Source organism: Candidatus Poriferisodalis sp., assembly GCF_965208895.1.
Taxonomy (GTDB): Bacteria; Actinomycetota; Acidimicrobiia; order Acidimicrobiales; family Poriferisodalaceae; genus Poriferisodalis.
The window spans coordinates 4,103,509-4,130,106 of sequence record NZ_OZ242363.1 but is presented as its reverse complement, the minus strand read 5'-3'; the positions used below and the strand labels follow the sequence as shown (position 1 = coordinate 4,130,106).

Annotated in this window: 26 protein-coding genes and 2 tRNA genes; 15 read left to right on the top strand and 13 right to left on the bottom strand. The window is 66.1% G+C overall.

Going from position 1 to position 26,598, the window contains the following annotated elements; genetic code table 11:
- Window position 1: 1 nt before the first annotated feature.
- Window positions 2-418, bottom strand: a complete 417-nt coding sequence (locus tag ACOGJB_RS18520; protein WP_419838550.1) for a hypothetical protein — start codon at window positions 416-418, stop codon at window positions 2-4.
- A 69-nt stretch (window positions 419-487) separates the two neighbouring features.
- The gene (locus ACOGJB_RS18515) at window positions 488-997 is read right to left on the bottom strand and encodes a glycine/sarcosine/betaine reductase selenoprotein B family protein (RefSeq protein WP_419838549.1); all 510 of its coding nucleotides are present in this window, start codon (window positions 995-997) and stop codon (window positions 488-490) included.
- A gap of 119 nt (window positions 998-1,116) precedes the next feature.
- Between ACOGJB_RS18515 and ACOGJB_RS18510 the strand changes: the two genes are divergently transcribed.
- The 3 genes from ACOGJB_RS18510 to ACOGJB_RS18500 all read left to right on the top strand — a co-directional run bounded on the left by ACOGJB_RS18510 (window position 1,117) and on the right by ACOGJB_RS18500 (window position 1,918).
- A tRNA-His gene (locus tag ACOGJB_RS18510) sits at window positions 1,117-1,192 on the top strand.
- 56 nt (window positions 1,193-1,248) lie between these two features.
- Window positions 1,249-1,322 (top strand) — tRNA-Lys (locus ACOGJB_RS18505).
- A gap of 50 nt (window positions 1,323-1,372) precedes the next feature.
- Window positions 1,373-1,918, top strand: a complete 546-nt coding sequence (locus ACOGJB_RS18500) for a beta-class carbonic anhydrase (RefSeq protein WP_419838548.1) — start codon at window positions 1,373-1,375, stop codon at window positions 1,916-1,918.
- On the opposite strand, the gene ACOGJB_RS18495 is transcribed toward ACOGJB_RS18500, so the two are convergent.
- Both ACOGJB_RS18495 and ACOGJB_RS18490 read right to left on the bottom strand, forming a co-directional pair.
- Entirely contained in the window at window positions 1,919-5,140 is a 3,222-nt protein-coding gene (locus ACOGJB_RS18495) for a cell wall-binding repeat-containing protein (protein ID WP_419838547.1), read from the bottom strand.
- Between the two features lie 34 nt (window positions 5,141-5,174).
- Entirely contained in the window at window positions 5,175-5,741 is a 567-nt protein-coding gene (locus ACOGJB_RS18490; protein WP_419838546.1) for a carboxymuconolactone decarboxylase family protein, read from the bottom strand.
- A gap of 187 nt (window positions 5,742-5,928) precedes the next feature.
- Between ACOGJB_RS18490 and ACOGJB_RS18485 the strand changes: the two genes are divergently transcribed.
- Window positions 5,929-6,498, top strand: coding sequence for a peroxidase-related enzyme (locus ACOGJB_RS18485; RefSeq protein ID WP_419838545.1), 570 nt, complete (start codon window positions 5,929-5,931; stop codon window positions 6,496-6,498).
- A 57-nt stretch (window positions 6,499-6,555) separates the two neighbouring features.
- On the opposite strand, the gene ACOGJB_RS18480 is transcribed toward ACOGJB_RS18485, so the two are convergent.
- Window positions 6,556-7,803, bottom strand: a complete 1,248-nt coding sequence (locus ACOGJB_RS18480; protein ID WP_419838544.1) for an amino acid ABC transporter substrate-binding protein — start codon at window positions 7,801-7,803, stop codon at window positions 6,556-6,558.
- Between the two features lie 197 nt (window positions 7,804-8,000).
- Between ACOGJB_RS18480 and ACOGJB_RS18475 the strand changes: the two genes are divergently transcribed.
- From ACOGJB_RS18475 to ACOGJB_RS18445, 7 genes are all read left to right on the top strand, one after another.
- Window positions 8,001-8,390: a very short patch repair endonuclease gene (locus ACOGJB_RS18475; RefSeq protein ID WP_419840771.1), complete on the top strand. Its 390-nt coding sequence runs from the start codon at window positions 8,001-8,003 to the stop codon at window positions 8,388-8,390.
- Window positions 8,391-8,458: 68 nt separating this feature from the next.
- On the top strand, window positions 8,459-8,710 hold the full coding sequence (locus ACOGJB_RS18470) for a hypothetical protein (RefSeq protein ID WP_419838543.1): 252 nt from the start codon (window positions 8,459-8,461) through the stop codon (window positions 8,708-8,710).
- A gap of 59 nt (window positions 8,711-8,769) precedes the next feature.
- Window positions 8,770-9,093: a twitching motility protein PilT gene (locus ACOGJB_RS18465; protein WP_419838542.1), complete on the top strand. Its 324-nt coding sequence runs from the start codon at window positions 8,770-8,772 to the stop codon at window positions 9,091-9,093.
- 557 nt (window positions 9,094-9,650) lie between these two features.
- Window positions 9,651-9,860, top strand: a complete 210-nt coding sequence (locus tag ACOGJB_RS18460; RefSeq protein ID WP_419840770.1) for a type II toxin-antitoxin system HicB family antitoxin — start codon at window positions 9,651-9,653, stop codon at window positions 9,858-9,860.
- Between the two features lie 6 nt (window positions 9,861-9,866).
- On the top strand, window positions 9,867-10,094 hold the full coding sequence (locus tag ACOGJB_RS18455; RefSeq protein WP_419838541.1) for a type II toxin-antitoxin system HicA family toxin: 228 nt from the start codon (window positions 9,867-9,869) through the stop codon (window positions 10,092-10,094).
- Window positions 10,095-10,259: 165 nt separating this feature from the next.
- Entirely contained in the window at window positions 10,260-11,468 is a 1,209-nt protein-coding gene (locus tag ACOGJB_RS18450) for an ATP-binding protein (protein ID WP_419838540.1), read from the top strand.
- Between the two features lie 102 nt (window positions 11,469-11,570).
- A complete protein-coding gene (locus ACOGJB_RS18445) occupies window positions 11,571-11,825 on the top strand; it encodes a hypothetical protein (RefSeq protein WP_419838539.1) in 255 nt (84 codons plus the stop codon).
- A gap of 16 nt (window positions 11,826-11,841) precedes the next feature.
- Here the strand turns inward: ACOGJB_RS18445 and ACOGJB_RS18440 are convergent, their stop codons facing one another.
- The 3 genes from ACOGJB_RS18440 to ald are packed head-to-tail and all read right to left on the bottom strand — an operon-like array spanning window position 11,842 to window position 14,995.
- Window positions 11,842-12,783 (bottom strand): NaeI family type II restriction endonuclease, encoded by a 942-nt coding sequence (locus ACOGJB_RS18440; protein WP_419838538.1) that lies wholly within the window; start codon window positions 12,781-12,783, stop codon window positions 11,842-11,844.
- Complete coding sequence (locus tag ACOGJB_RS18435) at window positions 12,780-13,826, bottom strand: DNA cytosine methyltransferase (RefSeq protein WP_419838537.1); 1,047 nt, start codon at window positions 13,824-13,826, stop codon at window positions 12,780-12,782. The genes ACOGJB_RS18440 and ACOGJB_RS18435 overlap by 4 nt, the downstream gene beginning before the upstream one ends.
- 56 nt (window positions 13,827-13,882) lie before the next feature.
- Window positions 13,883-14,995, bottom strand: a complete 1,113-nt coding sequence (ald, locus tag ACOGJB_RS18430) for an alanine dehydrogenase (RefSeq protein ID WP_419838536.1) — start codon at window positions 14,993-14,995, stop codon at window positions 13,883-13,885.
- A 100-nt stretch (window positions 14,996-15,095) separates the two neighbouring features.
- On the opposite strand from ald, the gene ACOGJB_RS18425 reads away from it, so the two are divergent.
- Window positions 15,096-16,847, top strand: coding sequence for an AMP-binding protein (locus ACOGJB_RS18425; RefSeq protein ID WP_419838535.1), 1,752 nt, complete (start codon window positions 15,096-15,098; stop codon window positions 16,845-16,847).
- A gap of 148 nt (window positions 16,848-16,995) precedes the next feature.
- On the opposite strand, the gene ACOGJB_RS18420 is transcribed toward ACOGJB_RS18425, so the two are convergent.
- Window positions 16,996-17,982, bottom strand: coding sequence for an NADPH:quinone oxidoreductase family protein (locus tag ACOGJB_RS18420; RefSeq protein ID WP_419838534.1), 987 nt, complete (start codon window positions 17,980-17,982; stop codon window positions 16,996-16,998).
- A gap of 135 nt (window positions 17,983-18,117) precedes the next feature.
- Between ACOGJB_RS18420 and ACOGJB_RS18415 the strand changes: the two genes are divergently transcribed.
- Window positions 18,118-19,122: an isopenicillin N synthase family dioxygenase gene (locus ACOGJB_RS18415; protein WP_419838533.1), complete on the top strand. Its 1,005-nt coding sequence runs from the start codon at window positions 18,118-18,120 to the stop codon at window positions 19,120-19,122.
- A 24-nt stretch (window positions 19,123-19,146) separates the two neighbouring features.
- On the opposite strand, the gene ACOGJB_RS18410 is transcribed toward ACOGJB_RS18415, so the two are convergent.
- Window positions 19,147-21,597: a CaiB/BaiF CoA transferase family protein gene (locus tag ACOGJB_RS18410; protein ID WP_419838532.1), complete on the bottom strand. Its 2,451-nt coding sequence runs from the start codon at window positions 21,595-21,597 to the stop codon at window positions 19,147-19,149.
- A 120-nt stretch (window positions 21,598-21,717) separates the two neighbouring features.
- Entirely contained in the window at window positions 21,718-22,386 is a 669-nt protein-coding gene (locus tag ACOGJB_RS18405) for a hypothetical protein (protein WP_419838531.1), read from the bottom strand.
- A 284-nt stretch (window positions 22,387-22,670) separates the two neighbouring features.
- Between ACOGJB_RS18405 and ACOGJB_RS18400 the strand changes: the two genes are divergently transcribed.
- A complete protein-coding gene (locus ACOGJB_RS18400; protein ID WP_419838530.1) occupies window positions 22,671-24,125 on the top strand; it encodes an amidase in 1,455 nt (484 codons plus the stop codon).
- Between the two features lie 31 nt (window positions 24,126-24,156).
- On the top strand, window positions 24,157-25,320 hold the full coding sequence (locus tag ACOGJB_RS18395) for a CaiB/BaiF CoA transferase family protein (protein WP_419838529.1): 1,164 nt from the start codon (window positions 24,157-24,159) through the stop codon (window positions 25,318-25,320).
- A gap of 83 nt (window positions 25,321-25,403) precedes the next feature.
- Here the strand turns inward: ACOGJB_RS18395 and ACOGJB_RS18390 are convergent, their stop codons facing one another.
- A complete protein-coding gene (locus ACOGJB_RS18390; protein WP_419838528.1) occupies window positions 25,404-25,673 on the bottom strand; it encodes a hypothetical protein in 270 nt (89 codons plus the stop codon).
- Window positions 25,670-26,482 (bottom strand): hypothetical protein, encoded by an 813-nt coding sequence (locus ACOGJB_RS18385; RefSeq protein ID WP_419840769.1) that lies wholly within the window; start codon window positions 26,480-26,482, stop codon window positions 25,670-25,672. The genes ACOGJB_RS18390 and ACOGJB_RS18385 overlap by 4 nt, the downstream gene beginning before the upstream one ends.
- Between the last annotated feature and the right edge of the window lie 116 nt (window positions 26,483-26,598).

Sequence of the window (26,598 nt, the reverse complement as noted above, 5' to 3'; positions counted from 1 at the left end):
CTCAGTAGTCGATGCCGGCGCAGACGAGGCATTCTTCGCCGTCGTGGCTCGCCCGGGCGGCTGCTGCGTCCTCTTCGGTCTGGTACTGCGGCGTCGGGTGGCGCGCAACCCGGTCGTCCTCGTAGGTGTCCTTCCCGGCTGCCTTGCCGGTCGGCACAGCGCTCTCGGGCAGGTCGGCTGCTTTGGTGGCGGGCGCGAACACTCCGTCCTTCCAACGGTCGGAGTCCGACCAGCGGTAGGGCAGGTGCGCCATCGAGCCGGGCACGCCGAGGTTCTCGAAGGCGGCGAACGTGTCTCGCAGAATCCGCAGGTTGAGCTCTGGCTCGTGCGGCTTGCCTGCGGTACGCCCGAGCGGATAGTCCAAATACGCCGAGCGGGGCGGCCAAGCCGCCCGGGTGATGTCGCGTGCGCTCGACATGGTCAGTGTCGGGATTCCTTCGGCCTCGATGGCCCTCGCAATCAGACCCCCGGTCTGATGGCAGACAGGTCAGACCGGCACGAGCAGCACGACGTCGAACTCGTCTGCAACGCAGCGCTTCGCCAACTCCGGGATCAGCTCCTCGTGCACCCGGCGCGTGCTGTAGATGCCTCCCATGAGGGTGTAGGCGTTCGGGCCCAGCTCGCCGATCTCGCCGCTGTCGCGCAGCGTACGCAGGGCCTCGATCGGGAACACGCAATTGATGTCCGAGCGGGCATCGGTCAGGTCGTAGGCGAAGTGCGTGGCCCGAAGCTGCGACGTGTCCACGTCGGTGGGGATCGCCCGGTAGGTCGTGTCGTCGCGGTAGTGGAACGCCGTCTGGCCGGAGACATAGACCCCGCCGGTGGCGATGAGGCCAACTCGGCACTCAGAGATCGGCTTGGTCAGCGGCGTCCACGGCGGCGGCGTCTCGCTGTGCACCCAGCGGTACTCCCCGTAGCCCAGTCCGATGTACTGGGCGGTGATGCGGGGGATGTACTCCACGGGCGGCTTGCGGGCGGCTGCGTTCTGTTCGCTCACGCTTCTACGGTACGCCGTCGGGCTCGTACCTGTCAGAGGTCCCCGTCGTGTGCCCGGTCACGTCGCCACGAAATCCGGTAGCGAGGCGGTGCGACCCGTGGCATCCTTGACCACCCCGTGCGGGTCGTAGCTCAGTCGGTTAGAGCGCCAGTTTGTGGCACTGGAGGCCGGGGGTTCGATTCCCCTCGATCCGCCGCACCCCTGCCCACCACAAGTGTCGCGGGGCTGTCGTTAGCCTTGCGGGGCACCATGCGCCTCTAGCTCAATTTGGCAGAGCAACGGACTCTTAATCCGCAGGTTCTGGGTTCAAGTCCCAGGGGGCGTACAACTGGTCTGCCGGAGAACACCGGCTGATGCACAGGCGAGGTTTGCCCGATGGGCCAACAAGACGCACACGCAGAGCCGAACCCATCCGAGTACCACCCAGCGGCCGATGAGCTGGTCGAGCGCAACCGGCGGGTGGCCGACGCCGTCAAGACACCCGGCATGGCGGCTGCGCCCAGCCGTCACGTCGCAATCGTGACCTGCATGGATGCCCGCATCGATCCGCTCGCTGAGCTGGGGCTAGGCGTCGGCGAGGCGCATGTCATGCGCAACGCAGGCGGAGTCATCACCGACGACGTGATCCGCTCGCTGTGCATCTCCCAGCAGCTGCTGGGCACCCGGGAAGTCCTGGTGGTGCATCACACCGGCTGCGGCATGTGCGGTCTCGACGAGGCGGCGTTCAGCAAGAAGATGGAAGACCGTTTCGGCGAGCCGCCCGGCTGGCCGATCGGCTCGTTTGCCGACCCCGCCGACGACGTGCATGCCGCCATCGCAACACTGCGAGCCTCGCCGTTCATCGAGCACGACACGGCTGTGCGCGGCTTTATCTACGACGTCGACACCGGCCTGCTCAACGAGGTGCCGTCGGCCAGCTAGTCAGCCCGTCTTGGCGATGGTGACGGTGTGGGTCCGCCCGGAGTCAGCAATGACCGACACGGTGTGGCCTCGAATGGTGACCGAGTCGCCGACCTCGAGCAACGGGAAGGCCTCGACCGTGCCGTCCCCGCGGTCGCCTGCGACTTTGAGCGGTAGCTCGCCGGCGCCGAGGGAAGCGTCGACGGTGTACACCAGCACTCCTTCGACCGGAAGGCCGGGTGGGGTAATACGTGAGCCCGCACTGTCTGTGTAGGGCTGCACGGCGTCGAATCCGAGCCGGCGGCGGCTCTCGACGACGAGGACTTGATTCGAGGTCAGCGGAACGACAGCCATGACCGTGCCGCCGCGAGGAACGGCAACGGAATCAAGCTCGACAGTCGCAGATGAATCGGTGACACACAGCACTTCGCCTTCAGCGAGCCATCCCAACTGCCAGCGGCTCCACGCCAACATCTCCTCATAGACGAGACGGTTGCCAATCGCCGCGGAAACCGTGCCGTCGGCATGCTGCCGAATTTCCGAATATCGGGCATCGCCGCTCGCAGCGGGGAAGTACGAGTTGAGATTCATGCGGCCGAAGCTCACAGGTACCCAGATTCGGTGATCTGCAAGCGTCGGCCGTCGATGCTGATCGCCGTACGGGTAGAGATCAGTCAGACCCAACGCGTGGCCGACCTCGTGGGCGGCCGTCGATCCCCAGCGGCGAGGTCCGATTTCGGTGCTCCCTCGAAAGATGTTGGCCACCGTCAGCTGCATCACGGCGCCATCGGCCGTTTGGCTACCACCCGCGAGACCGCCGCCGAAGTGTTGGCTCGGGAACACGATCAGCACGACATCGGAGCCACTGAAGTCGAAGTCGTCGTCGGCCGTCGCAACGACCTCGCCGAACAGGTCTCGCGTCTCTACGTCAGGCGCTTCACCGTGCTCATTTGCCGACACCTCGGTGATGTATTCGCTGCGGGGATGGTCCAATCGCAACCAGCCGTGTCGCACCTTGGTCGAGATGTCGAGCTGGCCGTAGCTGACTGCTTCGAGGTAGCGCGTCATGAACGGCAGCCCGCCATCGGCCTCCTCCTCGGTCGTGTAGTCCGCTGGGAAGTCAGGGAATTCGGCGAACAGGACAGCGATACGAAGCGTTCCGGTCGCTGGGGGTGCCCAGGAGGGCAGTGGAAAGCCAGCCGTCGTGAGCGACGACAGGCCCGGCGGCATGCATCCCTGCGAAGCGTCGACCGGAGTGCCTTCGGAACCCCTGACACGAATCTGCATGTCGATGAGGCGGTTGCCGTCGATCTGGTACGTCACATACGCGATGCGCTCACCATCCGGCGACCAGGCGGGCTCCACCTCGGGTCCACGATCATCGGTCAGTCGGAACGAGCGGATCCCGTCCACCTCGATGATGCGTATGTCGGCGTCGCGGTGGTCGCCACTGACATACGCGATTCGGGTGCCGTCGGGTGACCACGCCAAGCCCTCGATGTGCACCCCGCCAGTCAGGATGCGGGCGTTGGCGCCATCGGTGTCGATGATGCCGAGCTGGTCGGACTTCACATACGCGATACGCGTACCGTCAGGCGACCACCTTGGTGAATAGAACCTGCCATTCGCGACGACCTGCTGGTTCGCGCCGGTGCTCGCGCCCACGATCACCAAGGACCGCTCGCCACCGAGCAAGCCCCCCGACTCGAGAACTCTGTGCCCGGTCTCGCGGCTGAAAACAATCCGGCTTCCGTCAGGCGACCACGACGGCGACTCATCGAACACCTCGCCACTGGTCAGCTGCGTGTTGCCGCTGCCATCTGCATTCACGACGAAGATGTGGGAGACCCGCGGCCTCGCCGTGTAGTCCGGTTGTGAGTATGCGATCTTCGTTCCGTCGGGAGACCACGCTGGCTCCCCGACGGTGGCCGCCCCGGCTGGAGACCTGAGCACCCGGCGCTTCCCGCTGCCGTCGGGACGGACCTTCCACAGCGCTCCCTGTTCCCGGTATGCGATGTAGGAGCAGTCCGGTGACCACGCCGGCTCGCCAGTGCTCGAGGTCGGACCCGAAATGCGGACGTCGTTGTCGCTGGCTGAACCACCGCAGGTTCCTGCTGGCAGAACGGTCGGCTCAAAGGCCGGCTCGTCTGTCTCCTCGGGGGTCCCGCCCGTGAGATAGGCGTCGACTGCTGCCCGAGATACAGCTGCATCTCCGCCGAAGATGTTCAGCTGCAGCTCGTCAACCCCATCAGCACGGCGCGACGAGTCGAGGAACGCTGCCGTCTCGGATGGGATGGCATCTGGGTCAGCCAGCACCAACGGAGCGCACTGCCGAGCCAGCAGCGACGCCGCGCTGAACGAATCGAACGGCACCCGAGCGCGGGCCAGGCCGACTGCAGAACCGCCGAAACAGTTTCCAGTCGAGTGCTCGGCCATAAAGCTCGCCGTCTTCGTCGCAGTGTCGTACCGGGTGGTGCCCGCCATGCGGCTGACAGTGATTCCCAGTCCACGGATGGAGTCCTCCACCCCAGCCGACAACGCGGCAGTCCCGCCCATCAACACGACATGGCGTATGCCTGCTTCGCTCAGGTAGGCCTCGACGCCTGAGTCGAGACCTGACTGGGGACTCAACAGCACCGGATGGATACCTCGCGCCGACAGCGGGCCGGCGACGAGCGCATCAGCGAACACCTCGCCACTAGCGACGATCGCCGTCGATCCGAAGTCGCCGAGCGTGCCCGCAGTTCCGGCTCGACGTGCCACTTCGATGCCCGTCGCGAATTGATCTGCGCCGCCGACCCACTCGACGTCGAGTCCTGCCATCTCGAGCGCCGATGCGACTGACTCCGAGATGGAGCGTGACTCAGCATCCGGCCCCGCACTCACGAGGAGCACTTCTGAGGCCGCGACGCGTTGCAGGAACTCCAGCGCATCGTCGCGAAGTTCGGTGGGCGGCGTCATCAGTACCGGTGCCTCAAGCCGGCCGGCGATCGACGCTGCAACGACTGCCTCGTGCCAGCTGACACCCGAAACGATGACCACAGATTCCAGCGAGCCGCCGGCATCCGCAGCAACCGCCTCAGCGACAAGCAGCGAAGTGGCGTACCGGTCGGTGCCGCCGTAGCGGGTGAGCGCGACGTCTGCAACGTCGGCGTCGGCTGCAGCAGCCGCGACTGGCGCAAGCACCGCAGAGCTGACGCTCAGAGCGCCCAACATGGCGACCGTGGCCGCAAGGCGCCTCATCGCTGGCATGGGGCTTGCTTATCGCACTCCCGGCCTAAGCGGATGAGGGGGCGGTGGGCCAGTCGGGGACGCCTTCGTCGCGTTCGACGCCGGTGCTGTTGAGCAGCCCGCTCACCATCCGGTAGCAGCCCGAAGCGGCGATGAGATGCACCATCTCGGCGTTGCTGAAGTGCGATGTGGCTGCGGCCCACGTGGCATCGGAGACGCAGTCGTCGGAGTACAGGTCGTCCACCACCTGCAGAAGGGCTGCCTCGGCCGGCGTCCAGTTGCCCTCGGCGATCGGCCGGGTCACGAGGTATATCTCCTCTTCGGTCATGACTTCGGCTAGGGCCATCAGCGTGTGCTGGCCGAACTCGTAGACGGACTGGCAGTTCCAGCCCATGCGAAGCACCGCGATCTCCACGTCACGCCGGGACAGGTCGCCCTTGTACAGGATCGTCTGGGCGAACTCTCCGAACGCTTTGGAGATCGACCGGCTGTGCGCGAGGGTCGCAATGACGTTGACGGCATTGGCGAACGAGTTCGCCATGGCCTCGCGGGCCCGCTCGGCCACCTTGGGGATTGGCTCGAGGCGAGGTGAGGTCGGTCGTGTCAGGTGCATCGTCAGCACATCCCTTCGTCAGCCCCGCAAATGTAGGAGGGCAGCCCGCCCGGCGCCGTGCTCAGAGGCTGAGCCGGCAGGCGAAGCCGTGGCCCGAGCGGCCCGTGAGCGCAGCGAACAGGAGCGGGAGACAAGAGGTTTATCCCCGAGAGGCTCACGCGCCGGCGCGTCTGCTTAGGCTGCGGGCATGACCGAGCCAGCCATCTCGACCTTCCCCGTGCCCGACATTGCGGACATGCCCGACGACCTGCGAGAGCGCATCGAGCTCATCCAGTCCAAGACCGGCTTCGTGCCCAATGTGTTCCTCGCGCTGGCGCACCGGCCCGACGAGATGCGGGCGTTCATGGCGTACCACGACGCGCTCATGGAGGATCCGAGCGGACTTACCAAGGCGGAGCGGGAGATGATCGTGGTGGCCACCAGCGGGGCCAACAACTGCCTCTACTGCGTCGTGGCGCACGGTGCGATCCTGCGCATCCGCGCCAAGGATCCGCTGCTGGCCGATCAGCTCGCGGTCGACCCTTCCAAGGCCGATCTGAGCGACCGCCAGAGGGCGATGATCGACTTCGCCCTGAAAATGTGCAGCGAGCCGTGGTCGGCATCATCCAGCGATCACGACGAGTTGCGGGCCCACGGCTTCAGCGACGACGACATCTGGGACATCGGCGCCATCACGGGGCTGTTCGCCCTGTCGAATCGGATGGCCCATCTGACGTCGATGCGCCCCAACAACGAGTTCTTCACGATGGGCCGCTAGCCGCACCCGTCGACGTGGGTGGGCAAGCCCCGCACTCACCGGCCCTCCAACTGCGTCCTAGCGCGCCGGGTAGACGAGGTCGCCCTCTGCCGCAGCGGCAGGTGCAACGACAACGATGTGACCGTCTTGCACCTGTACGGTCCCCATCGGCTTGGCAACGTTGACGCCACGCTCGTCGAAGCGAATCGGTCCGTAGAAGGTGTCGGCGTCGAGCGTGCCCAGCGCAGTGCGCACCTCATCGGCGTCGCGACTGCCCGCAAGCTCGATGGCGAGATGCAGTGCAAGCGCTGCGGCCGTGGCGCTCGCCGCTTGGTACACCGGCGGTGCACCCCAGAGGCTCTCGTAGTAGCTGGCGTAGTCGGCCGCCGTGCCGAAATACGCGCCCTCGTAGGACATCGCCGGCTCCCATTGTGTGGGGCCAAGGACGCCGTCGACGTAGGCGCCGAGATCGTCGATCAGCTGCGGGTTGGACGGTCCGACCGTGAGGAGCATCGCGTCCGGCCCGAAGCCCAGCCCACGAGCCGAGCGCACAAACAACACGGCGTCGTCATAGTGGCCCCCGCCCACGAAGACATCGGGCTCCAAGGCGGCCAGTTCGCGCATGAGGCCATCGACATTGTCGACCCCTCGGGGGTACGACATCGCCGTCAGTACTTCAATGCCGTTGGCTTCGAGGTGTCGCAGAGCGCCGTCTGCCACGGAGGTGGCGAAGGCTGTGTCCTCGTGTGCGACAACGGCAGTGCGAGCGCCCTGCGACGCGAGCAGCTCGATGCTTGAACGGGTGTAGTCGCTGGCGATCGTGGCTGGGGTGAACAGGCTGCGAAAGCCGCGTCCATAGATGCTGTCGGCGGCGCCGTTGCCGGCCATAAGGATGACATCGCTGGCTTCGGCCTCGGCGCTGGCCGTTTCCGTCAACGTGCTGGAGTACGGCCCGAGCAGGTAATCGACCTCGTCGTCGTCGATCAGTTCCCGGATTCGCGCAGCCGCCTTGCCAGGGTCAGATTCGTCATCGCGGTAGATGATTTCGACGCGGTAGCGGCTTTCGCCGATGCGAATTCCGCCGTATTCCTCGTTCACCCAGCGAGCCCAGGTGTCATATCCCTGGCGAGCGTCAGCGCCCGGGGATGCGAACACGCCGGTTTCGCTGAGCGCGGCGCCGAGCCGGATTGTGCCGTCAAACCCGTTGCCTGTGCCGTCGTCGGCATCGCCCCCGGTGCATGAGGCTGCCAGCAGGAGGGCCACCGCCAGCACTGCTGCTGTTTGTGCCCATCTGCGCCACGGCGTGTGGAAAGGAGATCGAGTCATGTCCGGGCCTCCGACCGGCGGCAGGGCTGCTGCCCAATGGTTGTCGGCAGCGTATGGGCAGGACCGAGCTACGGCGCGCTGAGCGCTTAATCGCGGTTCGACTGCCCTGACATCCGCTCACTTCCAGCTACTTGCATCCGGCTGCTAGAACCAGCGAGGTGGAGCCGAAAGCGCTGCCGGGTCCCGCCTCGGAGCGCATGTCCAGGCAGCGGTCCCGCGATACGGGGCCCGAACGGCTGATCCGCTCAGCGCTGCACCGACGTGGCCTGCGCTACTTCGTGCATCGCCGGCCATTGCCCGGCGTACGCCGCGAAGCCGACCTCGTGTTCCCTCGCCTGCGGGTGGCGATCTTCGTGGACGGCTGCTTCTGGCATGGGTGCCCCGACCACGGCACCAAGCCCCGCCGCAACGCCGAGTACTGGGAAACCAAGATCGCCCGCAACCGAGCCCGCGACGCCGACACCGACGCCCGCCTCGAAGCCGCTGGCTGGACGCCGGTGCGCATCTGGGAACACGAGCAACCCGACGAAGCCGCCGACCACATAGAACAGCTCATCCGCCAGCGCGCCCGCAACCTCGCTGACTGAATCCCTGCCAATTCGCGTCCCTACAGAAATCGCTTGGCCCGTCCGCCGGTGGTGAGTACGTTGAGCCCATGCCCCAGATTCGGGTCGATCTCCCTGACGATCTCTACGGATCGGTCAAGGAGCACGGCTTGTCGCCCGCCGACCTGCTGCAGACGGCCATCCACGACGAGCTCCGACGGCGGCAGTTGAGCGCAGAGACCGAGAAATACCTCGCTGAACTCATCGACGAGGTCGGAGAACCCTCAGAGGCTGCCGTGGCCAAGGCCGAAGCACTGGTGAGACGTATCCGCAATGGCGGCACTGGCGAGGCAGCAGATTGACCGTCCTCGTCCTGGACTCGGGCGGGTTGAGCCGTCTGAGCGAACAGAAACAGGAGAATGTGGCACTCATCGCAGTGCTGTCGCGCGACGGCTACTGGCCGCCGATCGTTCCCTCAGTGGTGCTGGCAGAGTCGATCTCGGGTCGTCAGCACACGGATGCGAACACAAACAGGCTGCTCAAGCGGTGTGACATCGTCACCGACCTTCCCGAGCGGGTAGCCCGCCGAGCTGGAGCCTTGAGATCGGCTGCCAAACGAGGCTCCGCTGTCGATGCGATCGTGGTCGCAATGGCCGAGCCTGACGGCGTCGTGTTCGGCAGCGACGTCGGCGACCTTGGCGCACTGGCCGTCCATGCCCGAAATGTGCGGGTGCAAAGGGCGTAGATGCAGCAACGTCAGCTCTGACGCCCACCTCTGCCGTGAACGGTGCATGCCTAGAAGCAGATGGCTGGACTCCGTGCGCATCTGAGAACACGAAGAACTCGACGAAAAAGCATGTGCAGAATTGGTAGTCAACGACGCGTGAAACTTGCACAGAGGAATGGGTCGCCTCGCTGCCCACCGAGGATCAGGCAGTCAAGCCCCAGCAACCGAGTTTCGTGGCCATGGGCGCCTCCAGTTCGGGTCGACGGGCATCGGAATCCGACGACATGCTCGCCGATGGATTCGGCGCCGATCGCTCGCATTGATTGTCGACGCCGACGTCCTGTTGGCCGCTGCAGCGAGCACCGGCTGTCGGAGCGGATCCGGGCCATCCCCATCTGCGCCCTCTGGGTCTGGCCACCAACGTCGCCAAGCCTGCCCGTCGATGCCGCCGACCGCGTCGAACAATTTGTCCGCGATCCAGTCCACCGCCTCGCTGGTTCCGGTTGCGACTGATCCGATGCGATACGCAGGGACGCCTACAATCGCTGTTTGAGAGCGAGGTCGAGGTCGTGCCGATGCGGAACTTCACTGCCGTAGTCGAGCGTTGCCCCGACACCAGGTTCTTTGTCGGTTACGTCCCGGGATTCCCGGGTGCACACTCTCAAGGCGAAACTCTCGAAGAACTCAACGACAACCTCAAGGAAGTCATCGCGATGATCCTCGAGGACGGCACTCCGGCAATGGCGGGCGAGTTTGTCGGCACGCAGGTCGTCGAGGTGGCTTGAAGCTCTGTGCCATCAGTGCCGATCCTCAAGCCGCGAGAGGTCGGCGCGTTGCTTGTTGCACTCGGATTCGAAGAGATCCGCCAGCGCGGCTCGCACAAGCGATTTCGCCATCCGGACGGGCGGTCGACGACCGTGCCGGTGCATCAAGGACGAGACCTGTCCCCAATCCTGCTCCGGTCCATAGCGCGAGATGTCGGGATGACCGTGCAGCAATTCGTGGCGTATCGCCGATAGGCCCATCGGAAGGAAGCGCCACACTGTGCGCGGCAACTCGGTAAGGGCACCGCGCCCAACGTGCAGTACAGCATGTGCAGGACTAGTAGCTAGCGATGTGTGTAACTTGTATTAGCGACCGTGCAGAACTAGTAGCCTTCTGCTGTGGCGAGCTACATTCCGCGCATGGCGGACGCCAGGATCGAGTTCTTAGCTGAGTCCCCCGCGGCGTTGTTCGTCACCGGTGCTCGTGCTACCGGCAAGACGACGACTGCCCGCCGGCACGCAGCCACAGTGATTCAACTGGACAATCCTGACGAGGCTGCTGCTGTGCGGGCCGATCCCGACGCGGCCTTGCGAAGTCTCAAACCGCCAGTCCTGCTCGATGAGTGGCAGATGGTCCCTGAGGTGCTCGGTGCAGTCAAGCGGGCCGTCGACACGGACCGTGCTTCGGGAAGGTTCATTCTCAGCGGGTCGGTCCGCTCTGCTCGCGATCCCTCCCTGTGGCCGGGGACGGGTCGTCTGCTCCCGGTGACCATGCATCCGATGACGGTGCGCGAGCAGCTCGGCGCCATCGGTGTGGAGTTTCTCGAGCTCATGCGCACCGGCGAAGACATCCGACTGCCAACGGACCCGCCAGACCTGCGTGGCTACGTCGAGCTCGCGCTCAAGGGCGGCTTTCCCGAAGCAATCCTGGAAGGCGAGCCCGCTCGCCGCGATGCTTGGCTCGACGGCTACCTCAGCCACATGTTGAATCGCGACCCGTCGACGTTGGGGCTCTCACCCGACAGCGCTCGTCTTGGTCGCTACTTCGGCGCATACGCCCTCAACACAGCAGGTCTTGCGACGGATGCCACGCTCAACAGTGCTGCGGCGATCAACCACCGGACTGGCACCGGCTATACGCAGTTGCTCAGCGATCTCGGTGTTATCGCCGAGCTACCTCCGTGGCACAGCAACCGGCTCGCTCGGCTCGTCAAGGGACGCAAGCGCCTCGTGGCTGACGCCGGCCTGTGGGCTGCCGCTGTCGGCGTCGACGCCGCGACCGTGATGACCAGCGGCGACCTGATGGGGAGGCTCCTGGAAACCCTCGTCATCAACCAGTTGCGGGCCGAAACGGTTCTGACGACGCGCGGCCCACAGCTGTGCCACCTGCGGGCGGCAGACGGTCGCCACGAGGTCGATCTGATCGCAGACTTCGGGGCGCGCGGCATCGTCGCCATCGAGATCAAGACAACAAATGCCCCCGATACCAGTGATGCCCGCCATCTCATATGGCTCCGAGACGAACTCGGCCCCCAGTTCGCAGCAGGCGCCGTCCTGCACGTCGGCCGCCACAAGTACCACCTCTCAGAGCAGATCGAAGCCATCCCCATCTGCGCCCTCTGGGCCTGACCGAGAACTTCGCCGCGCCTAGCCGGTGAGACCCCCTCCGAGTAGCGCATGCCATCAGAAATATGTGGAAGTCCCCGAGAACGACGGCGTAGTCTCGTTGACGTGGTGGTGACACTGGATCTCTCCGAGGAAGGCATGGCGCGATTGCGCGCCGAGGCCGTGCGTCGCCAAATCAGCGTCGACGCCGTCATCGAGGAATGGGCCGCTTCACTGCCCACCAGGAAACAATCTGTCAAGCGCCAGCATCCGAGACTCGTAGCCACGGGCACCGCCAGTTCAGGTCGACGGGCATCGGAATCCGACGACATGCTCGCCGAAGGATTCGGCGACAATCGCTCGCAATGGCTGAAGGCTTGATGCCTTGCCAATTCCGCTACCGGGTTGGCAGTTGCGGCGCTGACACGACTGAATCAGTCTTGCCAGCCAAGCGCCAGAACGAACCATCGATCTCGACACTTGGACCCTCGCCAGGCAATGCGGGGTACACACGGGCGGCGACGGTGTCACCCGCCCCGGGAACTGGCAGGTCCAAGGCATGAGCGATTAATCGGTGACGCTCGTACTGGCCCAAGATGATGATGCCTTCAGACTGCAAGTCGCCCCGAGCACCACCATTCCCCCGCAATCGCTTCATGTAGTCCACTTGCTGAGCCACAGTTGCAACGATTTCCCGTCGAATCACGCGGTGCTGCACCAAGCGGCACAAGCGGCGTATGCGCTCAGCCCCAGACCTGCCCTCCATGATGTGGGCCGCGTCACCCTCGGGCAAGTGGAGCAGCGTGTTCTCAGCGAGCCGACCGCAAGCGAAAATCCAGCAAATGGCGTTGCGTCCGCACTTGTTGAGGGTCGTCTTGGCATCTCGGTTCGCGCCCTCGCCCAATAGCTCGGTCGCCGCCCGCACCACCCCCATCTTCCAACGCGATTCCGCGTCGTTGGCCCACAGCACCATGCAGATCTCGCCCTGTGCTTCCGGCGGAATCATCCAACGGCCAACTGTTTGCGAGTATTTGCAGTCAACATCAACGCCTGCGATTCGAAAGTCGAGTTCTTCGCCATCGGCAAAGCCGAACTCGCGCTGCATGTTGATCTCCACCAGTGTCCCGCAGTGGGTTTTCTCAGTCTTGTGCAGCTGGTCCCAGCGGTACCGGCCGGTCCGCACGCCGTCATAGAGTTGGTCCAGCGTCGCCCGAATAACGCGTGCAGTGCGAGCACCAGCCGCGTCGGCACTTCGCAGAGCAGTCGCGACAGCAGTCAATGCTGGGTCTTGGTCGGTCTCGACATCGTGCATCTCGCCCGAACCAATTCCACCAGTCAAGCTAAGCAAGCAGCCAGAGCGTTCGCCATGGCCTCGGCAAGAGGCGGAGGGAGCGCGTTGCCGATCTGTCGATACTGGCGTGTCTTGCCACCGGCGAATTTCCAGTCGTCAGGGAACGCCTGCAAACGGGCGACCATGGGGATGGTGAGACGAGGCATCCCCTTGTGCGCTTCCGACGGCGGCGCGTCCGCGAGGCCGAGGCCATCAACGCCCATGGTCGCCCACGCTGAGCGCGCCCGAGTGGGACCCAGATCAGGACCGCCATGTTTGGCTGAGCCGCCAACGATGGTGGGAGCGACCTGGTCCGCCTGTTCTGCCCAAGCTGCTGCCCAACGCCAGCCGCCTTGAGCTATGAGGTCTCCAATGGCCGCTCCGACCGAGCCTCCGGGGGTACTGGGCGAAGGAAACGAGAATGCGCATCCCTGAACGGCGACCATGAACGATCTGGTGCGCGTCTGTGGCACGCCGAATTCTTGTGCATCAAGCATCGACCACGTCACCTCATAGCCCATCTCGGTGAGGCACCGCTCGATGTTGCGCCTGAATGCGTCGAAGCGCCGGGCCATGAGACCGCGCACGTTTTCCACCAGCACGGCACGAGGGTGCACGGCCGACACATGCGACAACAGCGCTGGGAACAGATCACGTTCGTCCCTGGCGCCTAGCTGCTTGCCCGCAACGCTGAACGGCGGGCAAGGGAGACCCGCAGCAAGCACATCGGCACCATCCCAGCGACTGAGATCGACCTCATGCAGGTCAGCCTCGACGACGTTCCACAAGGGCCGATTCAGCCGCAGCGTGTCGCAAGCGAACGAATCGAGCTCCACCAGGCAATCGTGAGCAAATCCTGCGGCCTCGAAGCCGAGTGCCTGGCCGCCGGCACCGGCACATAGCTCCACGACGCGAAGCCGGCTCGCGGGACTCACACCATGATCCGACTGCGTGACGGCGGCATGAGTGAACCCTAATGAGACCTGCGGTACCGACCCGTGATACCTGTCGACGCACATGTGTTCTCCTGCCACGATCAAGGACTCTTGCATAGGCCGATGATGCTCGCGGGGTGTGACGCCGTGCGACAGCTACATCGCCGTGTGCGTCAGAAGCCGAGGGCGGTGAGGGGGTCTGTGTAGGGGAGGTCGAGGGCGGCGGCTACGTGGGGCTCGGTGACGTGGCCCTTGTAGACGTTGAGGCCTGCTCGCAGGTGGGGGTCGGTGCGCAGGGCGTCGAGGTCGTTCTCGGCGATGGCCAGCACCCTGGGCAAGGTGGCATCGCTGAGTGCCCGGGTTGAGGTGACCGGCACAGCGCCGGGCATGTTCGCGACGCAGTAGTGCACGACGCCGTCGACCACGAAGGTCGGCTCGCCGTGGGTCGTCGGCTTGGAGGTCTCGAAGCATCCGCCTTGGTCGATGGCTACGTCGACCACCACCGAGCCGGGTCGCATCTGAGAGATCATGTCGGCGGTCACCAGCTTGGGTGCTCGGGCACCGGTCACCAGCACGGCACCGATCACCAGGTCGGCGTTCAGCACCTCGGTCTCCACCGTCGCCCGGGTGGACGTCACCGTGACAACCGACGCGCCGAAGCGCTGCTCAAGGTGGTCCAGTGCAGCGGGGTCGATGTCGAGCACTCGCACGTCGGCGCCCATGCCGATGGCAATCTCGGCCGCGTTCTCGCCGACGACTCCCCCGCCGATGATCACAACACGCGCCGGCGGCACGCCGGGCACGCCGCCGATCAGCAAACCGATGCCGCCGTGGGCGGTCTCGAGGGCCCAAGCACCCGCCTGCACGGCCAGCCGACCGGCAACCCGGGACATTGGGGCCAGCAGCGGCAAGCCGCCGCGTGAATCGGTCACCGTCTCGTACGCGACGCAAGCCGCACCGCTCTCGACGAGGTCCGATGTCTGGTCGGGGTCGGGAGCGAGGTGCAGGTAGGCGAACAGAATCTGGCCCTCGCTCAGCATCTTGCGCTCAGAGGCCTGCGGTTCCTTCACCTTGACGACGAGATCAGCCTTCTCCCACACCTCGTCACAACTGCCGATGAGCGCACCCGCAGCCTCATATTCCGCATCGGGCACACGAATGCCCGCACCGGCGCCGGCCTCGACCAGCACCTGGTGGTCGTGCAGCGCCAGCTCACGCACAGCGTGCGGCGTCAGCCCGACGCGCTGCTCGCCCGCCTTGAGCTCACTCGGCAATCCGATCAGCATGCGGTCACCTCCATCCCAGGCGCCCAATCCCCCAAGCGCCCGCTGAACAGGCGCACCCCGTTCGGGCTACGAAGCCCGGGCGAAGTCTACGATTTCGCCGATGGGCACCCGTGACCAGGGGACCGACACCAATGTCGGCAGCGCTGGGAGCGTCAGCATGGACGGCTGGACCCTGCCAGCGCTCGTGCGGCACGCAGCAGTCACCCATGGCAACCGCGAGTTTCTCGCGTTCGAAGACGGCCGAACGGTCACGTTCGCCGAATTCGACGAGCTGACCGACCGGCTTGCCACCGCTCTGGCTGACATCGGCCTGCAGCCAGGAGATCGCCTGCTGGGCCTGCTCACCAACAGCGCCGAGTTCATGCTGCTGATGATCGCCACCCACAAGCGGCGAGCGATCTTCGTGCCGGTCAACACCGACCTGCGCGGTGCCTTCCTGGAACACCAAGTACGCAACTCCGAGCCTCGGATCGTGGCCGTGGACCGGGGTTTGCTCAGCCGATTCGACGATGTAGCCGCCCCAGCAGGCGCTGCCGATGAGACAGCAGCAGGACTGGCGGCACGAGCGGCGCTCGAACCGGACTGGCGCATCGAGACCACGCTGCTGGCGGACGACGGCGACGCTCACCCCTCCGGTGAAGCCACCGGTGGCGTCTCGGCCGGCAGTGCGCTCGCGGGCACCACCGTGCTGCCGCTCGAGCAACTCTTGGGCACCGAGCCGAGAGTCGACGCCGTGCTCGAGGCCGAGCCCAGCGATGTCTGCACGATCATGTACACCTCGGGCACCACCGGCCCGGCCAAGGGCGTGCTCATGCCCCAGGCGCACTGCTACCTGTTCGGCCTCACCGCAGCGCAACGCCTGGAGATCACGCCCGACGACCGCTTCTTCTGCTGCATGCCGCTGTTCCACGCGAACGGCCTGTTCATGCAGATCTATGCAGCGCTGCACGGCGGCGCGTCGGCGTATGTCACGAAGCGGTTCAGCGTGGGCCAGTGGCTCGACACCGTTATCGATCAGGGCATCACGCTGACGAACGCGCTGGGGGTCATGCCCGAATTCATCTGGCGCACTCCCCCCACCGACCGGGATCGCGACCACCGGTTGCGGGCCGTCATCGCACTTCCCGTCGCCGCCGAGTGGGCGGCGGCCTTCGAGCAGCGATTCGGTGTGCGGATCGTGCAGGGATACGGGATGACCGAGGTCAACATGGTCGCCTACACGGACCCGGCGGATCCAGTGATGTCAGGCTGCGCCGGCCCGCCGCTGGATGAGTACTTCGAGGTGATCGTGGCCGACCCGGCAACCGATTTGCCGCTCTCACCAGACGAGATCGGCGAGATCCTGGTTCGGCCCAAAGTCCCGTTCTGCTTCAACGTCGGCTACCACCAGATGACCGGCAAGACCGTCGAAGCGTGGCGCAACCTCTGGTTTCACACCGGTGATGCGGGCCGGATCGACGAGGCCGGCCGGTTGCATTTCGTGGACCGGCTGAACGACCGCATCCGCCGCCGCGGCGAGAACATCTCCAGCTATGAGGTCGAGACCGTCATCAACGGCTATGACGGCGTGATCGAGAGCGCCGTCGTAGGTCTGCGTGTCCAAGGCGCCGGCGGCGAGGACGAGGTGCTCGCCGTTGTGGCAGTGGACGGCTCACCGCCCAACCCGGTCGAGTTCTTGGACTGGTGCGTGCCGCGCATGCCCCGCCACAGCGTGCCGCGCTACCTGCAATTCGTACCCGAACTCGACAAGACCGCCTCCGGCAAGATTCGCAAACAGGCCATCCGGGACGCAGGCGTCACCGGGGACCTGTGGGACCGGGAGTCGGTCGGCTACACCGTGGCCCGCGGCTGAGCTGGCACATCAGATTCGTTCTGAGTTCGAGCCGCTCGACACAGATGCCATAGCTGCGGAGGCAGCAGGAGACTCTGCGACGTTGCGACCTGCCGGATCGCTGGAGCAGAGGGTTCTGCTGCCTCCGCAGCGGGCGCCTCAGGTTCCTCTACAGGTCAGGCCGAAGCAGCACCCGGCCTGTGGTCTTGCGCTCGTGCAGGTCGCGCAGCCCGTCGATCAGCCCGTCGAGCGGCAGTTCCTGGCTGACGAGCGGGTCGAGCCTGCCGTCAGCAACCTGGGGCCACAGCTCGGCGTAGCACTCCTCGAGCACCTCGTCCATGCGCCCCCGGTAGCCGCCCATGTGCACGCCGACCACGGAGTAGTTCTTGACGAGCAGGTGGTTGGCTGGCGCCTGCGGGATGGTGCCGCTGGCGAAACCCACCACCAGCAGTCGGCCTTCCCACGCCACCAGCCGCCGGGCAATGTCGAAGTACTTGCCGCCGACAGGGTCATAGACGATGTCGCAGCCCCGCCCGCCAGTGGCGTCCTGGACGGACTGGTACAGGTCGTCGTTGTCGTAGTCGATGACGACATCGGCGCCTAGCTCGCGGCAGGTCTGCACCTTGGCCGGCCCGCCCGCTGCGGCGATGACGGTGCAGCCCGCTGCCTTGGCCATCTGCACAGCAGCCGAGCCGACGCCCCCAGCAGCCGCCAGAACCAGCACCGTCTCACCAGCCTGCATCTGCCCCCGCCGGTACAACGAGAACCACGCCGTGCCGTAGATGACGTTGGCGGCGCACGCCGCCGGAATCGAGACGTCGTCGGGGATTCGCCGGGCAGTCGCGCCCCTGATGAGCGCTTCGCTGGCATATCCGCCCCAGCCTGCGGTACCCGAGCCGATGACCCGGTCGCCGACCTCCAAGTCGCACTCAGGGCCCACCGCTTCCACGGTGCCGCACGCTCCCATGCCGGGCGTGAACGGCGGATCCCACCGTTCTTGGTAGGTGCCCTGGCAATGCAGGATGTCTGCGAAGTTCAGGTCGGTGGCTTCCACCGTGATCCGTGCTTGACCCCGCCCTGGCTCGGGCGAGGAATACTCGCCCAACTCCAGCACGTCCCACGGATAGCCCAACTCGTTCAGTCGCCACGCTCTCATTGGTGTCCCCTGACTGGTGTGCCTGCTCGCCCGGATCGGATTCACCGAATCCGTCCGGGACGGCAGCACCGTAGCAATGGACGCTGACGCCATCCCGGCCGCACGCGTACGCTCGTAGCGAGGCAAGGGGGCAACGTGGCGCTCACAACGCAAGACCGCAGCACCGCAGGGCCGTCGCAAGACACGAAAGACGTGATCCCCGTCCTGGACCTGTCGCCCCTCAACGAGGCAGCTCCCGACCCCTCGGCCGTCGAAGCGCTCTCCGGCGACTTGCGACGTGCACTCACCGAGGTGGGGTTCTTCTTCATCGTGAATCACGGCGTGCCGTGGGCGATGGTGGAGGGAATCTTCAACTCCGCCCGCGAGCTGCACGCACTTCCGCAGCCGACGAAGGACTCCATCCCGATGGGGAAGCTGATCGGCGGCTACCTCGGCATGGGCGGCGGCACTTCGTATGCCTCGGACATCGCAGGAGAGGTCCGCAAGCCCAACCAGAACGAAGCATTCTTCTGTCACCGGCACGGTTACCACACCGACAACCAGTTCCCGCCCATCGACGGATTCGCGGCGAGGTGCGAGGCCTACATCGACCAGCTCATCGCCCTCGGCGGTCGGCTGCTGCCAGTGCTGGCACAATCGCTGGACTTGCCGCACGGCTGGTTCGTGCCCGACTTCGACAAGCCGAGCGTGACGCTTCGGATGTCGCACTACCCGCCGATGGACTACTCGGACAACGAGTGGGGACTGGCCCCGCACACCGACAGCTCGGTGTTCACATTCCTGCCGGCCAACGAGGTGCCCGGGCTGGAGATCCGTCCTGCCGGCCACGACTGGATCAAGCCGCCGCAGCTCGCCGAGTCGTACCTGGTCAACAGCGGCGACATGTTGAAGCGCTGGACGAATGGGGTCTATCTGTCGACAGCGCATCGAGCCCGCAACCCCACCGACGGCGAGCGGTATGCGGCACCGTTCTTCTACGGCGCCCGAGATGATGCCGTGGTGGCGCCGGCGCCCACGACGGTCAGCAACGAGGCCCCCGCTCGCTGGGAGCCGATTACCTACGGCGACTACCAGCGCTGGTTCCTGAATCGGAACTACGAGAACGTCACCGGCGAAAAGGTCGGCAAGTTCGAGACCTAGCGGCCGGCAAGAACCGACGCTCGGCTACTCCAGCACGCCTGCCACGGCCAGCTCGGCAATGCGGTCGGGGTCGTAGCCGAGCAGCTGCTCGAGCACCTCAAAGGTGTGCTCGCCGTAGGTCGGGCCGCCGTGGCTGATGCCATCGGAGCTGCGCGACATCACGAACCGGGTGCCTTCCACCCACATCGTGCCGTTGGCGCCATGGGTCACGTTTCGGAAGTGGCTTCGGTGCTCGAGCTGCGGGTCGTCAACCATCATCGCCGAGTCCGCAATCGCGTGCGCCGGGACGCCAGCGGCCTGCAGCTCGTCGTGGGCTTCAACACCGTCTCGCTGCGAGGTCCACGCCGTGATCAGCTCGGCGATCTCGTCGGCCCGCTCGCGGCGCTCGTCGACGCCGAGCCCGCCGAGCCCTTCGGCGCCGATGATCCTGCTCAGCGCACGCCACTGGTCGTCGTTCTCGCACGCCACGGCGATCCAGCGGTCCTCGCCCGCTGAGGCGAAGACCCCGTGCGGGGACATCACCGCATGGTCGTTCCCGAGCTTGTCAGGCAGGTGGCCGTTCACCTCGTAGTCGAGCACTGCCGGGGCCAGGAACGTCATCGACGCCTCAGCCTGGGACAGGTCGATGTACTGGCCTTCGCCGGTGCGGTCGCGATGATCCAGCGCTGCCAAGAGGGCTGCGCTCAAGAACTTCGGCGACACATAGTCGGTGTAAGCGCCGAACACGCCGGCCGGGTCGCGGTCGGACCAGCCGGTCATCTCGTAGAAGCCGGACATCGCGGCACCCATCGTGCCGAAGCCGGCAAGCGACGACAGCGGCCCGCTCTGACCGAACAGGCAGCTCGACGCCATGATGATGTCTGGCTTGACCGCTCGCAGGTCCTCATATGACAGGCCGATGTCCTGCAAGGCGTGCGGCGAGAACGACTCGCACACGACATCAGCCCAGCGCACGAGGTCCAGGATCAAGTCGCGGCTCTCGGGCTTGGAGATGTCGATCGTGATGCCGAGCTTGCCGGCGTTCATGTTCTGGTAGAGCCCGCCGTTGTCGGCTCCGGCTTCGTCGTTCAAGAAAGGTTGGATGGTCCGGGCCGCTTCCACCTTGTGAGACGACTCCACACGCACCACCGTGGCGCCCCAGTCGGCCAGCACCCGCGTGGATCCTGGTCCGGCCATGACCCACATGAAGTCGAGGATCTTCACGTCCGCGAGCGGAAGGGACGGGTCGCGGTGGCTCGCGCCGGCCGCAGACACCAGCGCGTCAGACACCGGCGCTGATGGGGCAGCACCCACCTCAGCAAGCACCTCGTCGGTGTGCTCGCCGATCGACGGCGGTGGCGCGGAGATGTCGAGCGGAGTCTCGCTGAACTTCGCCAACGGGCCCGGATAGCGCAACGAGTCGAGACCACCAGTGGGAATGTCGCGCCAGAAGTCGCGCTCGGAGTACTGGGGCGACTCGACGAGGTCGGCGACCGTGGAGATCGGCACGATCAGCAGACGCTTGTCCAGCGCCACCTCCAATAGCTCGGCCTTTGTGCGAGTGGCGGTGAAGTCTGCGGCGACCTGCTGGATGCGCTCGTACTCGGTGGGCGGGATGCGGCCGGTGATCACACCCTCCACGAAGTTGATCCAGTCGATCTCGAGGTCACTGTCGGCACAGCCCCCCTCGGAGTGCATCCATTCGAACAGGCGCGCGCCGAATGGGCCGATCGATTCGCCGAACAGGATCGTCACCGAGACGTAGCCGTCGGCGGCAGGCGAGCGCAGCCGGACCCGGAAGGGGCCAAGGCGCGCACCGCCGCTCATCCGCAGCAACTCCGGCGAGTTGTACAGGTGGCACAGCGTGGCCGATTGGGTGGCCTGGGTCACGGCCTGCTGGGCGCTGACGTCGATGTGCTGGCCCTGACCAGAGCGCTTGCGCTCCCGCAGCGCGATCAGCGACCCGACGGCAGCTTCGGCAGAGGCGTGCAGGAAACACTGGTCGAGCGGGATGCGCAGCGGGGGCCGATCCTCGTCGCCGACCACGTTGGACAGCTGGCCCGCAGCAGAGATGATCGAGTCGGTGGCGGCCCAGTCGGCTTTGGGTCCCGACTGGCCGAACGCCGAGATGGACGTGTACACGAGGCCGGGGTTGACCTCCGCCAAGTCCTCCGCGCCGAGACCCCGGGCAGCCATCGCACCCGGCGCATCGGATTCGATGAGCACATCCGCGCTCGCCGCCAGGTCGCGCAACCGTTGCTGGTCGCGAGGGTCGTCAAGGTCGAGCGCGACACTGCGCTTGCCGCGGTTGTAGGACCAGAACCACAGCGAAGCCTCCAGGTCGCCTTCACGCCCGGCGACGAACGGACCGACGCTGCGCGCGGCAGATCCACTGGGCGGCTCCACCAGGACGACGTCAGCGCCGAGGTCGGCCAGCAGCGCACCCGCCATCTGGCCTCGATGATCCGACAGGTCCAGTACTCGGCAGTTCAACACAGCGAACCCCTCTCCCCGTCCCGCAGCACGCGCGCACGGCTCTCTCGTCGCGCGCCGAAGCTAGTGCGGCACCACCAGAGCGCTGAACGGGGCAGGCCCAGCGCCCGCCGGCTCAGCCTCTCAGCGTTCCAGCACCGGCTGTGCCTCCACCACTCGCAATGACACGGGCGTCGGCACCACGACGGGTCCGACCGTGCCCGCGAGCCCGGTGTTCGACGTCCAGCGCACCATCCAGACCGACTGGACGGTGCCGCGGAAACGACCGGCCCTCCCGGCAGTGGATGCACGTTGAAAGATGTGACTGCACGGCGAGCGAGTGCCCGGCACGAGCCAGGGCAGGCCCGGACCGGGGCACGAGACCAACACTGATCCATCGCCGGGAACCAGTTGCAGGGCCAACGGTGTTGCCACCAGCGTGACCACCACGCTGCCTGCGGCGACCACGCGCACGATGGGACGCCAGCTCACCGCCGACACCCAGAACCAAGTGTCGACGCCGACCAGTGTGCGCACTCGCTGCGCCGGTGGCGCGAAGAACGGCACCGGTCGCGGGAACGTGAACGACGACAGGCCTCGATTGGCCGCCATGCCCACCTTGTCGGCATGGTGCGCCGGATCCCGACTCGAAACTTCGATGCGGAGTCCGCCCAACACAGAGTCTCGCGGCGGTGCTTGCTGCGACGCACCCGGCGGCATACCGGTTTGAGCGGTGCGGTACGTCAGTGACGGCACTGCCTCCGCCGTCGACGACACGGCGAGTGCCCCGATAGCGAGGCCGCAGAGCGCCACGACATATTTTGCGCATCTCGTGTCTTCTCGCACATGACTACCGTGGTGCCCGCACGTCGTCGCGCCAACTGATTTTCTTGATTCGCAGCCCCCAGCCTGCAGTTGTCGCAGCCTCGCCCCGCGGATGGAGGGCGTCAACCGGCGGGCGTCGGATCGCGAGGAGCATTCACCGCGACTCGGCGGATCGGGATGCACCCTTGCGCAGGCGGGCACCGGCACGCAGCGGCGAAGTAGCTTGCCGACACCATCCAGCGCGACGTCGCACGTACCGAGAGGACCAGTTCATGGCCGCAGACGATTTCGCCTACGCCACGACCAAAGAGACTGCTGCTGCCGTCGCAGCCCGGGACGTCTCTTCGCGAGAGCTGCTCGAAGCGGCGCTCGGGAGGGTGGACCGCCTCGACGGTCCGATCAACGCGGTCGTCGCCCTCGATGCCGAGCGCGCACGGGCCGCAGCCGACGCAGCCGACGCTGCTGTGGCGCGAGGCGATGAACTCGGACCGCTGCACGGCGTGCCGATCACCATCAAGGACTCGTTCCAGACCGAGGGACTCGTCACGACGTCGGGCGCGCCCGCGCTGGCCGAATTCGTGCCCGAAAGCGACGCCGACCCGGTCGCCCGCTACAAGGGCGCAGGGGCGGTGGTGTTCGCCAAGACCAACCTGCCGCTGTTCGCAGGCGACGCGCAGTCCTACAACGAGGTCTATGGCACCACTGCCAACCCGTACAACATCGAGCACACTCCCGGCGGTTCCTCGGGCGGTTCGGGGGCGGCACTGGCCGCCGGCTACACGCCGCTCGAGCTCGGCTCGGACATCGGCGGCTCCATTCGCATCCCGTCGCACTGGTCCGGCGTCGCCGGACACAAGCCCAGCTACGGGGTCGTGTCTGCGCTCGGACAGATTCCCGGCATGCCTGGCACGCTCAGCCAGGCCGACATCGCCGTCGCCGGCCCGATGGCACGTGATGTCGACGATCTCGAAATGGCGCTCGACATTCTCGCCGGGCCCGACGCGTGGAATTCCAAGGCCTACTCGCTCGACCTCCCGCCGGCTCGACACAGCGACATCTCCGATTTCCGGGTGGCGGTGTGGCTCGACGAAGATCTGTGCCCGATCGACACCCAGTACCGGGAGCTGCTGCTGGGGGCGGCGAACGCCCTGGAGCAGGCCGGTGCGCGCGTCGAGACCGACATGCGACCGACATTCACCTTCGAGAAGGCGGTCGACACCTTCCTGCACCTCCTTTCTGCCGCCGAGGCCGGGACTTGGACACTCGCTCAACTCGAAGAAATCGCCTCCTCGAACGACGATCCCCAAGGAGATCTCGGCATCTGGTATGCAGCGATGCGTCACCGGGAGTGGCTGAGCTGGCACGAGCGTCGGCTGCAACAGCGCAGGCGCTGGGAGGAGTTCTTTACCGATTGGGACGTCGTGCTGTTGCCGGTGACGCCGACGGCCGCCGTCCGTCACGACCACAGTCGGCCTGCCACCAGCCGCCGAATCACGGTGAACGGCGAGACTCGGCCCTACTTCGACATCATCAAGTGGATGGGCCTCACCGGCGTGGCGTGGCTGCCCGCAACCGTGGTGCCGGTGGGCATGGTGCCTGCAGCCGGGGGCGATCTGCCGGTAGGAGTGCAGATCGCCGGGCCCTTCCTGGAGGACCGCACGACCCTGGCAGTGGGCCGCTTCCTGCAGGAAGCACTCGGCGGGTTCCAGCGGCCGGAAGGCTTCTGAGCGGCTCTGCACTCGTTCGGCGGAGGCACCGATGGGTACAGGACCGCTCGAAGGCATCACGGTGGTCGATGTGTCGAGCGCTGTCGCCGGCGCGTGGGTATCGACGCAGCTCGCCGAGATGGGCGCGGAGGTGGTGCTGATCGAGAAGGTAGGCACGTCCGACGTCATGCGCCTGACCGGTGCGATCGTCGGCGACCAATCGGGCTGCTGGGTCCAGATGCACCGCAACAAGCGCGGCATGGATCTCGACATCCGCGATGAGCGTGGGCGCGAGATTCTGCTGCAGCTCGTCAAGGTTGCCGACGTTTTCGTCCAGAACTTTCGGCCTGGCGTGGCCGAGCGCCTGCGCATCGGCTACGACGATCTCAGCGCCGTCAACCCCGATCTCGTGTACCTGTCGGTGTCGGGTTTCGGGCCAGCGGGGCCCTATGCGCACCAGCCGGTGTATGACCCGATCATCCAGTCGTTGACCGGCATGACCGCAGCGCAGGGAGGCGACTTCGTCAAGTCCGCCACTGCAGACAAGACCACTGCGATGACGGGGGCCACCGCTGTCCTCGGGGCCTTGCTGGCCCGCTCGAACGGCGCCGGCGGCCAGCACGTCGAGGTCAATCTGCTCGATTCGACGCTGTCGTGGATGTGGCTCGACTACTTCTGGAACGAGTCGGTGCCCGAGGCCCCGCGCACACCCACCTACAGCGAGTGGTACAGCCCGTGGCAGACGGCGGACGGCTGGGTGGGTGCCATCTGGCCTTCGGACGAGCAGTACGCCCGAGTGTGCGGGAAGCTGGGCGTGCCGCATCTGGCCGACGATCCTCGCTTCGCCACTCGCGAAGCCCGGATACGAAACTCCAATGAACACCAAGAGGTGTTTTCCAAGCTGCTCGGCGACTTCACCACAGCCGATGCGCTCAAGTCGTTGGAGGAAGCCGACGTCCCATGCGCGCCGGTGCTGGACGTCACCGAAGTGTTCGACAACCCCCAGGTGAAACACAACGAGACGGTGCTCACCCACCACCATCCCGTCATTGGCCAGGTCCGCACCGCCCGGTTTCCGGCCCGGTTCAGCAAGACGCCCACACAACTGGAGCGCCTAGCCCCAACCAAGGGCGAGCACACCGATGAGGTGCTGACCGAACTGGGCCTCTCAGGCGACAAGATCGCCGAGCTCCGCAACGACGGCATCGTCGCCTGAGCTGCGGGCAGCCGCACTTCGACCGCCGTATCTATCGGGACCTGTGCAGGTGTGCGTCCGCCTGCCGGTCTGCGGTGTTGGGCTCAGCGCTGCGCGGTGAGACCGGTGCTATTGCCGGCGCACTCGATGGCGAGCGTGAACAGTGTGCTGACGGCGTCGTGGGGGCGGTAGGCGAGGTAGCGCCGCACCCGCTGGGCCACCGGCCCGGCAGGCGATCTCCGAATCTCGGCGAAGATCGGCTGCCAGTCGGGCACCGTGCCCCGATCGATGGCGGCCACCAGCGCCTCGTAGGGCCATGTGCCGACGGGGTCGGCCGGGTCGGCGTCGACATTGCGGAACCGCAGTGCGCTCACACTGCACCTGCCAGGTGCAAGGCCAACCCTTGGCAGGCCGCTACCACATCTTCCCAGCGGTGCCAGCGCCGGTCGAGTCCCTTGTAGCGAGGCAACTCATCGATCACGTCAGTGTCACGCGGCGAGGGCTCAGCAAGTGCCATCACCAGCGACGTCAGCACCGATGCCCGATCGCCGGACCGGTCGACATAGAAGTCGTCGATTGCCGACAGCACGCCGATCGCCGTGTCGGCGCCGATGTGGTCGGCGAGCGCCACCACATCGAGATAGTCGCGCACCACGTTGCGCTGCACCACCAGGAACGCCTTCACCCGCAGGGCCTCGGGCTCGGTGGGCGCCACGACGACCGAGCCGGAGCCGACATCGATCTCGACGGTCTCGAGCGGCCGGCTACGGCGCATCTGACGCAGACCGGCCTCGACCCCGTCGAGGCTGCCCATGATCGTGAACGGCGACTTCGACGCGCGCACCGAGGTCGCCCAGCCCTCAGTTGCCTCGACGGCGTCCAGAATCATCTCGTAACGATCAACCAGATCGGCCAAGACAGGGTCATGGTCGAACGAGTCTCGGTGCCCTGCATGCAGCGCCGCTGCCGAGCCTCCCACCAACACCGCATCGGGGACGACCGACTGCAAGCGAGCGGCCGACTGCAACACTCGTCGCAGCGTTTCGCTCATCTCGGCCACCTCCGAGATCCTAACGACGGCCTTGATTTCGAGCAGCGAGGGCATGCACATGACTGCCGCCACGGCACCGACGCGGTGCCCGACAGCGGGGCAGCGTCGGTCGCCGCCGCTCCCCGCCCACATCTTCACTGTGTTGCACAGGCTGAATGCTGCGGTTTTCTGTGGTGTGGTAGTCGGGGTTCCGGGCAGCGTAGGCGGCTTCGAAGTGGTCGGTTGTCGGTCCAAGAAACAGTCGGTTG

Excerpts from the sequence above, each read along its gene's own strand:
- ACOGJB_RS18520 (WP_419838550.1), bottom strand. The coding sequence starts at position 418 with ATGTCGAGCGCACGCGACATCACCCGGGCGGCTTGGCCGCCCCGCTCG.
- ACOGJB_RS18500 (WP_419838548.1), top strand. The coding sequence starts at position 1,373 with ATGGGCCAACAAGACGCACACGCAGAGCCGAACCCATCCGAGTACCAC.
- ACOGJB_RS18495 (WP_419838547.1), bottom strand. The coding sequence starts at position 5,140 with ATGAGGCGCCTTGCGGCCACGGTCGCCATGTTGGGCGCTCTGAGCGTC.
- ACOGJB_RS18490 (WP_419838546.1), bottom strand. The coding sequence starts at position 5,741 with ATGCACCTGACACGACCGACCTCACCTCGCCTCGAGCCAATCCCCAAG.
- ACOGJB_RS18485 (WP_419838545.1), top strand. The coding sequence starts at position 5,929 with ATGACCGAGCCAGCCATCTCGACCTTCCCCGTGCCCGACATTGCGGAC.
- ACOGJB_RS18480 (WP_419838544.1), bottom strand. The coding sequence starts at position 7,803 with ATGACTCGATCTCCTTTCCACACGCCGTGGCGCAGATGGGCACAAACA.
- ACOGJB_RS18475 (WP_419840771.1), top strand. The coding sequence starts at position 8,001 with ATGTCCAGGCAGCGGTCCCGCGATACGGGGCCCGAACGGCTGATCCGC.
- ACOGJB_RS18470 (WP_419838543.1), top strand. The coding sequence starts at position 8,459 with ATGCCCCAGATTCGGGTCGATCTCCCTGACGATCTCTACGGATCGGTC.
- ACOGJB_RS18460 (WP_419840770.1), top strand. The coding sequence starts at position 9,651 with ATGCGGAACTTCACTGCCGTAGTCGAGCGTTGCCCCGACACCAGGTTC.
- ACOGJB_RS18450 (WP_419838540.1), top strand. The coding sequence starts at position 10,260 with ATGGCGGACGCCAGGATCGAGTTCTTAGCTGAGTCCCCCGCGGCGTTG.
- ACOGJB_RS18435 (WP_419838537.1), bottom strand. The coding sequence starts at position 13,826 with ATGCAAGAGTCCTTGATCGTGGCAGGAGAACACATGTGCGTCGACAGG.
- ald (WP_419838536.1), bottom strand. The coding sequence starts at position 14,995 with ATGCTGATCGGATTGCCGAGTGAGCTCAAGGCGGGCGAGCAGCGCGTC.
- ACOGJB_RS18425 (WP_419838535.1), top strand. The coding sequence starts at position 15,096 with ATGGGCACCCGTGACCAGGGGACCGACACCAATGTCGGCAGCGCTGGG.
- ACOGJB_RS18420 (WP_419838534.1), bottom strand. The coding sequence starts at position 17,982 with ATGAGAGCGTGGCGACTGAACGAGTTGGGCTATCCGTGGGACGTGCTG.
- ACOGJB_RS18400 (WP_419838530.1), top strand. The coding sequence starts at position 22,671 with ATGGCCGCAGACGATTTCGCCTACGCCACGACCAAAGAGACTGCTGCT.
- ACOGJB_RS18395 (WP_419838529.1), top strand. The coding sequence starts at position 24,157 with ATGGGTACAGGACCGCTCGAAGGCATCACGGTGGTCGATGTGTCGAGC.
- ACOGJB_RS18385 (WP_419840769.1), bottom strand. The coding sequence starts at position 26,482 with ATGTGGGCGGGGAGCGGCGGCGACCGACGCTGCCCCGCTGTCGGGCAC.